General features: G+C 62.7%; 16 protein-coding genes, 1 tRNA gene and 1 pseudogene. 14 read left to right on the forward strand and 4 right to left on the reverse strand.

The window, feature by feature from the left end:
* Window positions 1–121: 121 nt before the first annotated feature.
* The 8 genes from ssuD (at window position 122) to G3N98_RS10670 (ending at window position 5,228) form a co-directional block, all read left to right on the forward strand.
* The gene (gene ssuD / locus G3N98_RS10635; protein WP_059496210.1) at window positions 122–1,279 is read left to right on the forward strand and encodes an FMNH2-dependent alkanesulfonate monooxygenase; all 1,158 of its coding nucleotides are present in this window, start codon (window positions 122–124) and stop codon (window positions 1,277–1,279) included.
* Window positions 1,280–1,296: 17 nt separating this feature from the next.
* On the forward strand, window positions 1,297–2,109 hold the full coding sequence (ssuC, locus tag G3N98_RS10640) for an aliphatic sulfonate ABC transporter permease SsuC (RefSeq protein WP_206148145.1): 813 nt from the start codon (window positions 1,297–1,299) through the stop codon (window positions 2,107–2,109).
* Window positions 2,106–3,065, forward strand: coding sequence for an ATP-binding cassette domain-containing protein (locus G3N98_RS10645; RefSeq protein WP_206148151.1), 960 nt, complete (start codon window positions 2,106–2,108; stop codon window positions 3,063–3,065). The genes ssuC and G3N98_RS10645 overlap by 4 nt, the downstream gene beginning before the upstream one ends.
* 57 nt (window positions 3,066–3,122) lie before the next feature.
* Entirely contained in the window at window positions 3,123–3,338 is a 216-nt protein-coding gene (locus G3N98_RS10650) for a TOBE domain-containing protein (protein WP_006476104.1), read from the forward strand.
* A 141-nt stretch (window positions 3,339–3,479) separates the two neighbouring features.
* Entirely contained in the window at window positions 3,480–3,677 is a 198-nt protein-coding gene (locus tag G3N98_RS10655; RefSeq protein WP_089425274.1) for a hypothetical protein, read from the forward strand.
* Between the two features lie 55 nt (window positions 3,678–3,732).
* Complete coding sequence (locus G3N98_RS10660; protein WP_089425275.1) at window positions 3,733–3,978, forward strand: hypothetical protein; 246 nt, start codon at window positions 3,733–3,735, stop codon at window positions 3,976–3,978.
* Between the two features lie 130 nt (window positions 3,979–4,108).
* Window positions 4,109–5,095: a tRNA dihydrouridine(20/20a) synthase DusA gene (gene dusA, locus G3N98_RS10665; RefSeq protein ID WP_071334403.1), complete on the forward strand. Its 987-nt coding sequence runs from the start codon at window positions 4,109–4,111 to the stop codon at window positions 5,093–5,095.
* A gap of 57 nt (window positions 5,096–5,152) precedes the next feature.
* A tRNA-His gene (locus G3N98_RS10670) sits at window positions 5,153–5,228 on the forward strand.
* On the opposite strand, the gene G3N98_RS39760 is transcribed toward G3N98_RS10670, so the two are convergent.
* A complete protein-coding gene (locus G3N98_RS39760) occupies window positions 5,217–5,486 on the reverse strand; it encodes a hypothetical protein (RefSeq protein ID WP_241025849.1) in 270 nt (89 codons plus the stop codon). The two genes, G3N98_RS10670 and G3N98_RS39760, sit on opposite strands and share 12 nt — an antisense overlap.
* A 599-nt stretch (window positions 5,487–6,085) precedes the next feature.
* On the opposite strand from G3N98_RS39760, the gene G3N98_RS10680 reads away from it, so the two are divergent.
* The gene (locus G3N98_RS10680) at window positions 6,086–7,042 is read left to right on the forward strand and encodes a phosphatase PAP2 family protein (protein WP_206148153.1); all 957 of its coding nucleotides are present in this window, start codon (window positions 6,086–6,088) and stop codon (window positions 7,040–7,042) included.
* 122 nt (window positions 7,043–7,164) lie between these two features.
* On the opposite strand, the gene G3N98_RS39765 is transcribed toward G3N98_RS10680, so the two are convergent.
* Window positions 7,165–7,965, reverse strand: a complete 801-nt coding sequence (locus G3N98_RS39765; RefSeq protein WP_241025850.1) for a VUT family protein — start codon at window positions 7,963–7,965, stop codon at window positions 7,165–7,167.
* 344 nt (window positions 7,966–8,309) lie between these two features.
* Between G3N98_RS39765 and G3N98_RS10690 the strand changes: the two are divergent.
* Window positions 8,310–8,570: pseudogene (locus G3N98_RS10690) on the forward strand (GNAT family N-acetyltransferase); the annotation flags it as partial.
* A 75-nt stretch (window positions 8,571–8,645) separates the two neighbouring features.
* On the opposite strand, the gene G3N98_RS10695 reads toward G3N98_RS10690, so the two are convergent.
* Window positions 8,646–9,110 carry a hypothetical protein gene (locus G3N98_RS10695; protein ID WP_089472705.1) on the reverse strand — a complete coding sequence of 155 codons (465 nt, stop codon included), beginning with the start codon at window positions 9,108–9,110 and terminating at the stop codon, window positions 8,646–8,648.
* A gap of 325 nt (window positions 9,111–9,435) precedes the next feature.
* Here G3N98_RS10695 and G3N98_RS10700 point away from each other — a divergent pair, with 325 nt between their 5' ends.
* Together G3N98_RS10700 and G3N98_RS10705 are read left to right on the forward strand one after the other, a co-directional pair.
* Window positions 9,436–9,831 (forward strand): hypothetical protein, encoded by a 396-nt coding sequence (locus G3N98_RS10700; RefSeq protein WP_206148154.1) that lies wholly within the window; start codon window positions 9,436–9,438, stop codon window positions 9,829–9,831.
* Between the two features lie 278 nt (window positions 9,832–10,109).
* Window positions 10,110–10,667, forward strand: coding sequence for a hypothetical protein (locus G3N98_RS10705; protein WP_241025851.1), 558 nt, complete (start codon window positions 10,110–10,112; stop codon window positions 10,665–10,667).
* 429 nt (window positions 10,668–11,096) lie between these two features.
* Here the strand turns inward: G3N98_RS10705 and G3N98_RS10710 are convergent, their stop codons facing one another.
* Window positions 11,097–11,840, reverse strand: a complete 744-nt coding sequence (locus tag G3N98_RS10710) for a DUF695 domain-containing protein (protein ID WP_089472708.1) — start codon at window positions 11,838–11,840, stop codon at window positions 11,097–11,099.
* An 86-nt stretch (window positions 11,841–11,926) separates the two neighbouring features.
* Between G3N98_RS10710 and G3N98_RS10715 the strand changes: the two genes are divergently transcribed.
* Window positions 11,927–12,310, forward strand: coding sequence for a VOC family protein (locus G3N98_RS10715; protein WP_089472709.1), 384 nt, complete (start codon window positions 11,927–11,929; stop codon window positions 12,308–12,310).
* A gap of 46 nt (window positions 12,311–12,356) precedes the next feature.
* Window positions 12,357–12,665, forward strand: a complete 309-nt coding sequence (locus tag G3N98_RS10720) for a phosphatidylserine/phosphatidylglycerophosphate/cardiolipin synthase (RefSeq protein WP_175240331.1) — start codon at window positions 12,357–12,359, stop codon at window positions 12,663–12,665.
* Window positions 12,666–12,713 lie beyond the last annotated feature (48 nt).

The raw sequence follows: 12,713 nt of genomic DNA on the forward strand, positions 1-12,713 counted from the left end.
CGGCCTGACCGGCGAGCCATCCCGATTCGAACGCACACCATGCATGCGCCGCGCATCCGCGACGCGAGCAGGGCGGTGTCTTTTTCAAATTCCGGCAAGGACAGTCAAGCAGGAGCAGCAGATGAATGTGTTCTGGTTTATCCCCACGCACGGCGACAGCCGCTACCTCGGTACGGCCGAAGGTGCGCGCGCCGCGGATTACGATTACTTCAAGCAGGTCGCGGTAGCGGCCGATACGCTCGGCTACGAGGGCGTGCTGCTGCCGACCGGCCGTTCCTGCGAGGATGCGTGGGTCGTTGCGTCGAGCCTCATCCCGGCGACGCAGCGCCTGAAATTCCTGGTCGCGATCCGTCCCGGCATCGCATCGCCGGGGCTGTCGGCGCGGATGGCCGCGACGTTCGACCGCCTGTCGGGCGGCCGCCTGCTGATCAACGTCGTGACGGGCGGCGATGCCGCCGAGCTCGAAGGCGACGGCCTGTTCGCGGATCACGACACGCGCTATGAAATCACCGACGACTTCCTGAACATCTGGCGCGGGCTGCTGTCCGCGTCGCACGACAACGGCGGGTTCGACTACATCGGCAAGCATCTGCAGTCGAAGGGCGGCAAGGCACTGTATCCGCCCGTGCAGCGTCCGCATCCGCCGCTGTGGTTCGGCGGCTCGTCGCCGGCTGCGCACCAGATCGCGGCCGATCACATCGACACCTACCTGACCTGGGGCGAGCCGCCCGAGGCCGTCGCGAAGAAGATCGCCGATATTCGCGCCCGCGCCGAGGCGCGCGGCCGCAAGATCAAGTTCGGCATTCGTCTGCACGTGATCGTGCGCGAGACCGAGGACGAAGCCTGGCGCGACGCCGAGCGCCTGATCAGCCGCCTCGACGACGAAACCATCGCACGCGCGCAGAAGGCGTTCGCGAACATGGATTCGGAAGGCCAGCGCCGGATGGCCGCGCTGCACGGCGGCAAGCGCGGCGGCCGCGAGGCGCTCGAGGTGTACCCGAACCTGTGGGCCGGCGTCGGCCTCGTGCGCGGCGGCGCGGGCACCGCACTCGTCGGCAACCCGGAGCAGGTCGCCGAGCGCATGCGCGAATACGCGGATCTCGGCATCGAGACCTTCATCCTGTCCGGCTATCCGCACCTGGAGGAGTCGTACCGTTTCGCGGAACTCGTATTCCCGCTGATCAAGGGCAACGGCGCGGCGAAAGCGACCGGCCCGCTGTCGGGCCCGTTCGGCGAAATCGTCGGCAACAGCTATCTGCCGAAAGCGGCCCAGAGCTGAGCGACAGGAGGCCTGCGATGACAACGAAAACGTCGACGACGGGCGCGGCCCGGGTCGCCCGCGCATGGCGCGGCGTCGCGCCGTGGCTCGTGCCGCTCGCGCTGCTGGCGGCATGGGAAGTCGGCGCGCGCATCGGCTGGCTGTCGACCCGCGTGCTGCCCGAACCCGTGGCGGTCGTGCGAGCGGCCTGGTCGCTCGTGACGTCGGGTGAAATGTGGGCGAACGTGAAGGTCAGCACGTGGCGCGCGCTGTTCGGTTTCGCGATCGGCGGCGGCGTCGGCCTCGCGCTGGGGCTCGCGACCGGCTTGTCGAAGGCGGCCGAGGTCGCGCTCGATTCGACGATCCAGATGATCCGCAACATCCCGGCGCTCGCGATGATCCCGCTCGTGATCCTGTGGTTCGGCATCGACGAGAAGGCGAAGCTGTTCCTCGTTGCGCTCGGGGTGTTCTTCCCGGTCTACATCAACACGTATCACGGGATCCGCTCGGTCGACGCGAACCTGATCGAGATGGCGAAGAGCTACGGCGTACGCGGCTTTGCGCTGTACCGCGACGTGATCCTGCCCGGTGCGTTGCCGTCGATTCTCGTCGGCGTGCGCTTTGCGTTCGGGCTGATGTGGGTGATGCTGATCGTCGCGGAAACGATCTCCGCGCAGTCGGGCATCGGCTACATGACGATGAACGCGCGTGAATTCCTGCAAACCGACGTGGTGGTGGTCGGCATCCTGCTGTACGCGGTGCTCGGCAAGCTGGCCGACGTGCTGGCGAAATGGCTCGAGCGCGTGACGCTGCGCTGGCACCCCGCTTATCAATCAGGAGCAAAGGCATGAATGCGACGACTTCGGCGGCCGCCTACGGCCCGCTTGCCGGCGCAGACCTCGAGGCCGAACTGGCGCAGGCGCGTGTCGCGGACGGTGACGCGCGAGACGCAGCGGTTCTCGAACGTGACGCCAGTGCCTCCGTCGTTCCGCTCGCGCGGCGACGGCCAGGAAGCCCGGCAACCGACGATGCCGTGACGCTGTCGGGTGTCAGCAAGCGCTTCGGGGCACGCACGGTGCTCGACAACGTCGAGCTCGGCATCGCGCGCGGCAGTTTCGTCGCGATCGTCGGCCGCAGCGGTTGCGGGAAATCGACGCTGCTGCGTCTCGTCGCGGGACTCGAGCAGCCGAGCAGCGGCACGCTCGAAACGCGCGGCGAGGGCGGCGGCGAACTCGATACGCGGATCATGTACCAGGACGCGCGCCTGCTGCCGTGGAAGACCGTGCTGCAGAACGTGATGCTGGGCCTCGGGCGCGGCGCGCGCGACCAGGCACGCGCGGTGCTCGATGAAGTCGGCCTGCTGGAACGCGCGAACGACTGGCCCGCCCAACTGTCGGGCGGCCAGCGGCAGCGTGTCGCGCTGGCCCGTGCGCTCGTGCACCGGCCCCAACTGCTGTTGCTCGACGAGCCGCTCGGCGCGCTCGACGCGCTGACCCGTATCGAGATGCATGCGCTGATCGAGCGGTTGTGGCGCGAGCATCGATTTACCGCGCTCCTCGTGACGCACGACGTGCAGGAGGCCGTCGCGCTTGGCGACCGCATCCTGCTCATCGAGCAGGGGCGGGTGGCGCTGGATCAGCCGGTGCCGCTCGACCGGCCGCGCGCCCGCGCATCGGCCGCGTTTGCGGCGCTCGAGGATCGCGTGCTGAAACGCGTGCTCGCCGGCGGGCCCGGTGCGGCCGACCACGACGCACCGTATGAGGCAGACAACGTTCGACCGGTCGGGCAGATCCGCTGGGCCGTTTAATTCCGGGCGGCAGAGGCCGCCCGTTCTGAGATCTTTTTCTTCGGAGCGATCAACCTGATGAGCATCACTGCAATCAACGTACGTAACCAGTTCAAGGGCAAGGTCAAGGAGATCATTCGCGGATCGGTGGTCTCCGAGGTCGACGTCGAGACGCCGTTCGGCATCGTCACGTCGGTGATCACGACCCGTTCGGTTGACGAACTCGAACTGAAGGTGGGCGCGGAAGTCGTCGCGCTCGTGAAATCGACCGAAGTCTCGATCGCGCGCCTCTGAGCCCGCTTGTGCTGCACCGGGCGGCGCCGCGGGCAATCTGCCCGTTGGCGCCGCCCGGCATTGGCGCAGCGCGTTTGCCTTGGTATTCGACGTCCGGACGAAGTGCTAGGATGGAGCGACACCGATGCCGGAGGCCAACGCATGACCCCCATCCTTTCCCCCGAAGCCATCGAGGCACTGAAATGGATCGACCAGTTCGGTGAAAGCCGGCCGGTTCCCGCCGTGTTCGACGACGTCGTCTACGCGTTGCTGAACGAGGGGCTGATCTACCAGGCGGCGGCCGACCGGGTCGACCTGACGGCCGATGGCAAATCCTTTTTATCCGACGAATACGATTGAGCGCACGGCGCCGGCCGCTCGGGCGGCCTGGCGCTGCGTCGCCACGGAGCGTGCGATGGAACCGAGAGGCAGCGACCTCGGCGATTTCAGCGAGCCGTACCGCGGCTTCGAGATCGAGGTGAAGACCGAGCAGGTCTGGGACGGCGAGCATGCGCATTACCGCGTGCTGCAGGGCGACGCGGTGCGGATCGACTGGCGGCTCGTCAAGGTCGACGGGATGCTGCTGACCGAACGGCGCGTGATCGAGCGCGTGCTCGACGAGGCCCGGCGGGCGGTCGATGCGGAGCTGGGCGAGGGGTAGCACGCGTGCCGGGCAGGCATGGCCCGTGTTGCGGTAAAATACCGGGTTGTTTCCGCGCCGCCTGGCCTGTTGCCCGAAATCCATGTCCGTACCGTCTTCACTTCCTCCCCGCCGCGTATCCGTCGCGCCCATGCTGGACTGGACCGACCGCCATTGCCGGTCGTTCCACCGTACGCTGACGCGCGACACGTGGCTGTATACGGAGATGATCACGACGGGTGCGTTGCTGTTCGGCGATGCCCAGCGGCATCTCGCGTTCACGCCGAACGAATCGCCGGTCGCGCTGCAGCTGGGCGGCAGCGAGCGGGACGATCTCGCGCGCGCGGCGAAGCTCGGCGAGCAGTGGGGCTACGACGAAATCAACCTGAATTGCGGATGCCCGTCCGAGCGCGTGCAGCGCGGCGCGTTCGGCGCGTGCCTGATGAACGAGCCGCAGCTCGTTGCCGACTGCGTGAAGGCGATGCGCGATGCGGTGTCGGTGCCGGTCACGGTCAAGCACCGGATCGGGGTCGACGCGGTCGAGGACTACGCGTTCGTGCGCGACTTCGTCGGTACGGTGGCGGAGGCTGGCTGCGAAACGTTCGTCGTGCATGCGCGCAATGCGATCCTGAAGGGGCTGTCGCCGAAGGAGAATCGTGAGATCCCGCCGCTCAAGTACGACTATGCGTATCAGCTGAAGCGCGATTTTCCGTCGCTCGAGATCGTCATCAACGGCGGTATCACGACCCTCGACGAGGTTGCGCAGCATCTCGAGCATGTCGATGGCGTGATGCTTGGCCGTGAGGCGTATCACAACCCGTACGTGCTCGCGGAGGTGGATACGCGCTTCTACGGGTCGACCGCGGCGGTGCCGACGCGCGAAGAGGCCGAGGCGAAGCTGATCGAATACTGTGCGGCCGAACTGAAGCGCGGGACCTACCTCGGCGCGATCGTGCGGCACGCGCTCGGACTGTATCGCGGCATGCCCGGCGCACGCGGCTGGCGTCGTGTGCTGTCCGACAACAAGAAGCTCGCGCGCGCTGATCTGGCCGTGTTCGACGAGGCGCGCGCGCATCTGAACGAGGCCGAAGAAGTTTTTGAAAAAAAAGCTTTGCAAGATTCAAAAGTGTTCGTATAATCTTGTTCTTCGCTGCTGAAACACAAAAGCAGCGAAGAACAAAAAGCAGTAACAGTGGTGGCTGTAGCTCAGTTGGTAGAGTCCAGGATTGTGATTCCTGTCGTCGTGGGTTCGAGTCCCATCAGCCACCCCACAGAATTCCAAGCGGTATCAAGTTGTTAAAAACGGCACTGTCCCAAAAGACAGTGCCGTTTTTGTTTTGGCATTCCACAAAATGGAATTCACAGCGCTTTCCGATTTTGTTTCGGTCGTACACCGTGCGGTTGTCGCCGGGTTCGCATGCAGGTCGGGCAGGGCGCCGCGCTCGCTCTGATGTTGGGGCGTAATATGCGCGCAAGTCATGGAATGCGAATCGACCGGCAATGACCTTCGCCTCGATCGTTTCGCTCATCAACTTCCCTCGGCATCCCTTGAATCCGTCGCGCGTGTAGTGCATGCCGCACTTCGGCGTGAACACGGACAGGCATTCCTTCGTGCCGAATCGCCTCCAACCGATCGGGGCGTGCCGCAAGCGCCGGCGTGATCTCGAACTGCTCAATTACCTTGCGGCGCATCTTCCGGCGCTGCATTGCGCGCTTCACGCGAATGTGACCGGCCTCGCGGCCGCGCGAGGTCGAGGCATTCGATTTTGCGGTTTCAGGCGAGCGGAGCATTCGAACGCAGGGCGATTGCGCGGATCGCGCGCTTGGGCGCTCCCTTCGATTCCTTCTCCGGATAGCACGTGCGAGGCGATGCACGTCGCGCTCGACAGCTCGAATGGGGTAGCAGTGGTGCGAGTGTCGACCGGTTAAGTGAGTGCCTTCGATCGACACAAGGCGGTCGAGACGCGGAAACGCCCCGTCAACGGCGGAAATACCGCAACCGTCTCCGCTACGAGTGCCGTCCCCGCGATGACTGATTTGGCCGGCCTATGACAAACGCCCAGTGTAATTTTTTGCCGGGCGTGATTGAATATGTGCTGACAGGACGGATGCACCGTCAATAAAAAGCATGGCCGGGGAAAATATGAGAACGAGCGTATTGGGGGCGTTTGCGATTGCTTGGATACTGACGGGTGTCATGTTTGCTGTCGATTTCGCGACCATGGGCCGATTTGGGCTGTCCCTCATTCACGAGTGGTATCTGCAATCGGTCGAGACGTGCGGCATGACGCTACTGATCTGCGGTGTCTTGGTCGGCATCGGACGTATCCCGCGCTATCGGGAAATTGCCGAAAAACTTCGTTGTCGGGATATCGCGCTCTCGGTCCTTTGCTTTCGGACCGTCATGATGAATGCGCAGGCGGCAGTGATTGCGACGTATATCGGGGCGGCCGTCAACCGTCCCGAGATCCAGGATGCACTTCTGGCATGGGAGCAATCGTTCGGATTCGATTGGTTGAAAAGCTACCAATGGGTCGTGCGTTACGAGGCTATTCAGCAAGTACTTTTGTTTGCATATAAAACCATTTCATATCAGATGGTTTTGTTGTGCTTTTTATTCGGACTGTTGCGCCGAAAGCAAGAGATTTGCGAGATGATGCTGATATTCGTGATTTCGCTGATATTCGTCGTTGCGATTTCGACGTGGTATCCGGCGGCGAGTGCATTCCCGTACTTCGGTATTAGTGATTCCGGACCGGCGTCTCACCTTTCTGATTATTTCAGTGCCAGAAGTGGGGTGCCCATCGTGATGAATCCCATGGCGATGCAGGGAATCGTTTCGTTACCGTCATTTCATGCAGTCGTCGCGGTAATGTTGATCTACGTCACACGTAATCTTCGCTTCATTTTTCCCGTCGCGCTTGCGCTCAATTCGGTCATGCTGGTATCGACGTTCTCGGTAGGTGGTCATTACCTGGCAGATATCGGTGCCGGCGTGATCGTGGGCATCGTGACGATATGGCTGGTGCGTCGCTGGTTCTTGGGATATGAAATCGCGCGGCGACCGCTCCTGACGGGACGCTGAATCAACCTTTCCACCGTCTGCATGCTTGCGCCACGCGCTGAAGCTGACACGGGCTGGTACCTGCGCGTCGAACTTCTTCCATCAAAAAAGCGTAGTCAGCGATAGCTGGACAGCGCTCGTCGTCACCGATCAACCACATTGCTCGCGATCCCCGCCTGAGCCGTTCGAGCGTTTCTAAAAACCACCCACGACCACAAAGCGCCGCCCGCCACCTTTGCGACGAACTGCAATGCGGCGATCGTCGGAAACACTGCCCCGAACGCAATCAGCGGAAAGACGATGGAGTCGACAGCCGCACCCGCGACGTTCGCACCGTTGGCGCGCGCCAGTATCGGAAAGCGACGTGCGAGTTGAAACACGATTGCACTTGCTACGGCCGCCGAACCGAACGCCACGAGAGACGCGAGGGCGATTTCCTTTGCAGCCGGATTGAGCGCGTAACTGACAACGCCAGCGGCCGCGATCAACGCAAGCATCCTTGACCAAAGCGCGCGGCCGCGCCAGTCCAGGTGGAGTCGGTCTCGAATCGCGAGATCGAGTCCGATCAGAAAGAACGCGATGATCGGTGTAGCAGCTGGTCCGAAATGAGCGACCATCAGGTTCGCGACAGCGACTGCTGCGATATAGATCAAGACGTACATGATTCCCCTGCAATGAAGAGTGCGCGCTGCGTCGATTCGGAGCCGAAGTTTGCCATACATGGCCGATTGAACGGAGTGGTGCTTTGCTACGAGCAAGCCGGGTGGAGCTTCGCACGGTTGGTGGTCGGCCAGCGTTGCGAGCGACAGGATATCGTCACTGTGTCGCCGGTTTTCATCAATGGATCTTCGACACGAGATTGGATGCCCGTATCCCGCCGACATGATGTTGCGAAGTTTCCTGTCCCAGCTAAGGTTCTCGCGCCCCATGCCGTTATCTTCCATGGACAGCCCTCGTGCCTCGAATGCTGATCCGTTTTCTTGCCTGCTCGCGTTCCGCGTGAGCAGGCTTTTTTCGTTTACGGGCGCGCTTTGCGCATGAATGGCGGAATGGGACAGGGACTTGGCGTGATCCGACAGCGCGCAACAGTCTTACATTGGTGTAATGTGTCGGCTTCCTCGTGCCCTCATGCTTTGCAGGGCCGTTCGATCCCGACGACCAATGATGGTGTCGGGATTTTTTTTGCCTGCATCCCGTTGCACGGGCAACGAGTTGCAGCGACGCCCGGCGGGCAGGCGCTGACGCGATCGCGTCAGGCGTGAAGAAGGCGGGCGCTGGCGGACGTCACGAGCCAGTGCCTGGCGTGTTGCTCGACTGCCTGCACGTCCATCCTTCGCATCACGGAAGCGGCATGGGCAAGCGCATGATCGAAGTCGTTCGTACCTGGGCGCGCACGATTGGCGTGGACAAGGTCCACCTGAAGGTGCTGGAGGACAACGAACGCGCGATCGGTTTCTATGAACACAACGGATGGCAACTGGCGGGCATCGAGACGAGCCGCATTGGCCAGACGGAGGTCACGGACCGGATCTATGCGATACAGGCGTAGCGGCCTGGCGACATCCGAGCGAACGGTCGCACGATGTGCGGCCGTCGCCGGGCGCAAGCCGAACGGACTCCGTCGCTACTCGCCGCAGTACCGCACGAGCAAATCGGCTTCCGTCTCGTGCACCTCGACGGGCAGGGTCGTCGCGCCTGCATAGGCCAGATAGCGTGCGCGATGCTGGCCGTTGCGGAACGACGCGACGCCGACCTTCGACAGGCCGGGGATGCCGAGCAGCGTTCGCGTTCTCGTCTCGCGAAACGTGATGTACGGCATGTCCGCAATCCTGTCCTGTTCAGGATCGAGGAATTCGCGAATGCCCGCGGCTTTTCCAGGGGCCCAGTACAGAACAGAGGGCAACACATAGTCCGTCGTGTCTCGGTCGGCACATGCCAGCAGTTTCGTCAGGTCGATCGTCACGACCCGATGGCGCGTATCGTCAGACGAGAACACCCGCTTGAGGTGCGTATAGGCATAGGGTGTGTGCCCGGGAAGCTGGATAACCCAGACTTCTACGCCATTTTCCTGTGCGTGGGCGAGTGCCATTGTTTCCTCTGATGTCGCAAGCGGCCTTATTGATTCCAGTTTAGCAGCGCGATTGCAGCGGCGAGGCGGGACAATACCCGAAATAGGAAATCGGAGCGATTCGCGGCAGAACCTGAACCACGAGCAAAACCGCTTAGAGGAAGGGTGGTGCAATCGCATGCGGTCATGTGTCGGCGATCGATATCGACAGGTCACGAGAATATCGCGATACTGCCCGCGGACATGATGCACCGCGCGAATTTCATCGAAGATTCATACAGTGTCGGGGAACCCGGGGCGCGGCCCATCGTAAGTACAGCGCTGGCAGATTGACCGGAGAAAAACCATGTCGTCGAAACTTGAAATCGAGTACCCCGATTACTGTTTCACCGCGAGGCTCGAAATCAGGGCGTCCGGGCGGACAGGTGTGGTCGACTGGCATCTCGAATCCGATTCGCGAAGCAAGACGCTTGCGTGGATCGTGTTCGATCGCTTTCTCGAGCGGCATGATTTCGTCGATGAAGAGGATGCGCGTGCCAACATCGTCGACTGGCTGGAGCGGCTGGCCGATCCGAGGTCGGGCGCGCCGGTCGAAATGGCGAAGGCGAACGCGGTTGCTGCCGGGGCGGTGGCGATGGGCGTATCGACCACATCGACTGCCGAAATCGTCGGCGAAACCGTCATCGATATCGCGGGCGAACTCGACTGGATAGAGATGGTCGCAGAATGGCTTTTCAGCTGACCGTCACGATGACGAAACCCGCTTGTCATGACGCGAGTCACGGCGTTCGCAAAATGCGGTTTCGAAAAAATCGGTGCAAGAAAATGAAACCAGAATCGTGTCGATCGGAAAAATAGAATAAACCTGCTTTGACAACACCTGCGACTTACCGGAGACTGGGCCCGGGCTGAAAATATCCGATTGAATTAAAACAAAATAAAACTCCAGACATGAAAAGAAGAACGCTGTTGACGGCGGGAGCGATCGTTGTCGCTGCCGGCCTGGCAGGCTGCACTGCCATGCTGTTCGAAGACGGCCATTACGAAGAGACAGTCGACCGATTCCTCGTCAGCGAGGACGGCAAGCAATTCGTCGTGCTCGGCAAGAAATATCACTACATCTTCGATATGCCGGACCATCTCGGCGCGGTGCTGGCATCGCCTTACCGGAAATCGATCGAGGCGTCGCTATCTGGGTTCGTCGCGCAGGGCAGCAAGATTTCGGGCGAATTCTCGCTGCGGCTCCACCGCGATCACATGACCGATGAGGACTGGAATCGTGCGCTGGAGGACGGCTTCACGAAGCTCGGAGACTGGGATCTGGGGATGAAGGGTGAACTGGCCGGATCGCGCTATCTCGCCGATGGTTTTGCGCAGGGCAAGACATGGTCGTCGTTTGCGCATTCGTACAAGATCCCGGTCACCGACCGCATCACGACGGCGGGCAAGGCCGTGCGCGTGCTCGCGACGCCTGTCACGCTCGCGGCCGACGGCGTGATGATGATCGGGGCCGTGGTGCTGTCGCCCATCATCGTGGTGATGCTCGCGCCGGTCGCGGGCGTTGCGCTCGGACCGTGACGCGATCCGCGCGGCACGCGGGCGAACCAATTGCTGCGGCATTGTCACCAAATGGTGAGTTGCCGCACAGATCGTTGCGCGGCCCACGCTCACAATTTGGTCGGTTGACCGTTCTTCCCCGGCCCGGTCAACCGTTTCCCCGCTCGCTCGCGCAGGAGCGGGGCTTTTTGCCCGTCCGACGCGGGAAGGCTGCGTCGACGGAACCGGACAGGCGTCCGGCGGGCGGCGTGAGCGCATCGATTGCGCACCCCGGCATCCGTTCGCCTGATCCGCACGAATCGCTTTCCTCGTGCCTGGGCGAACCCTCAGGCCCATCGCCGGTTTCGGCCGGTGATGCCTTGGTCCCGGCGGCGCGCAAGCAGGCCGCCGGGATATTTTTTGCGCCGGATGCGTTGCATCACGTGTCGCACAGCGGGCAGGTCGACTCGCTCAGCCAGCCTGTTCGACGCTGGTTTCCCATCCGTCGTAATCCCCGCCGAGTGCACGCACTTCGTGGTTGATCGCGATCGTATGGCGCGTGATGTCGGCCAGCGCCATGGTGCCTTCATGCGAAAACCGGACCGCCGACTTGCCGTCCTCGGTGGGCGCCACCGATTCGACCGGATAGCCTTTCGATTCGGCCCAGTCCGCGAACTGATGCGCGTCGCTCGGGTCGGGGAAGTACGCCCAGTGCATCACGCGCCGGCTTACGTCGCTGGCGTCGCCTTTCTTCCGCAATTCATCCAGCACGCGCATGTCGCGCATGATCAGCCAGTCGTCATCGGTCGGGTAGAGCGTCTGCCAGTACGCTTCCTTGTCCGGATCGTCCTGATGCGCGTACTGAAGGGCGTAAGTCGTCTGATCGGCCAGCGCGTCGACGATCTCCGCCGCTGCTTCTTCATCGAACGGCACGTAGAAAAGGAAATCGCGGTGGCCGTCGACGGTGATGCGGCCCACCTGCACGCCGCCTTTCGCGGTAATCGTGGCGTCGAGCAGATCCTCGATCGTTGCGAGGTCGGCGAATTCGTCGCCGCTCGGCAGGCCTTCCGGTGTCGGATGCGCAAAGGGCACGCGCACGCTGAGCAGCGACGTGCGCGGATCGCCCTCGGCGAGTTCCGCAAAGCTGTGGTTGAAGCTGATGAAAGCCTGATGGTCGCCCATTCTGGCAGGGAAGGTTCCCCAGGCGTCGGTCATGTGTTTCTCCCGTGCACGATTGTCTGTTGACGGTTGTAAAGCGTCCCAATGTATCATCGAAAATCACGTGGGCCGGAGAAGCGCGCATGATCGCCAATCTGGGCATCCTGGTGCCGGTCGAAGACGATCGCTTCCGGGCGGTGGTGGATTGCTATCGGTTGGCGCTCGCGCTGCCCGTGCATGCCGAAGGCGTATCGGCTGCGGGGAATCCGTGGCATCGCTTTGTCGTGGGTGGGGCGACGCTGACCATCCATACGGGTAGCGGTGGCCAGTTTCCGTACCCTGGGTTTCGTCCGACCGGCCATGGCATTGCGTTGGCCATCGAAGTGGCGCATGTGTCGGAAGCCGTCGCGCGACTGGAGTCGTGTCGCGTCAGTATCCTGAACGAATGGGACTACGGCGACGGCACGATCGCGATTTCCGTGGCCGATCCGGCGGGAAACGTCTGCGAGATCTGGGGCCGTCCGTGACCGCGTATCGGTACGGCGGGCCGCAAAAAATTCGAAGGAGATGCCGATGTCGATGTTTGCGGTGAATGGCGTGCGAATCGATCCGCTCAGCGCGCGCGTGACGCACGTGCGCTGGGCGGCCGTGAATCCGGCTGACCGGTCGTGGGCGGCGCCGCCCAGCGAAGCACCGGTGGCGGACGTGGCGCGCGCGCTCGCGTCCGGAAACGATGTCCGCGCAATCTTCTCGGCATCGGACGCCACCGCGATCGGGCCCCGGCTGAAGCGCGTGCTGTATCGCGATGCATCGGAAGGCATCGAGCTCGACATCGATGCAACGAACGAGTCGCGTACTTTGCGCGACCTGCCGCAAATCTGACCGGCGCGGCATGCGTCAGCGATGGCGCGTGCCGCCGCATGGAGGGCG

The sequence above is a fragment of the Burkholderia sp. Tr-20390 genome (assembly GCF_017104595.1).
Taxonomy (GTDB): Bacteria; Pseudomonadota; Gammaproteobacteria; order Burkholderiales; family Burkholderiaceae; genus Burkholderia.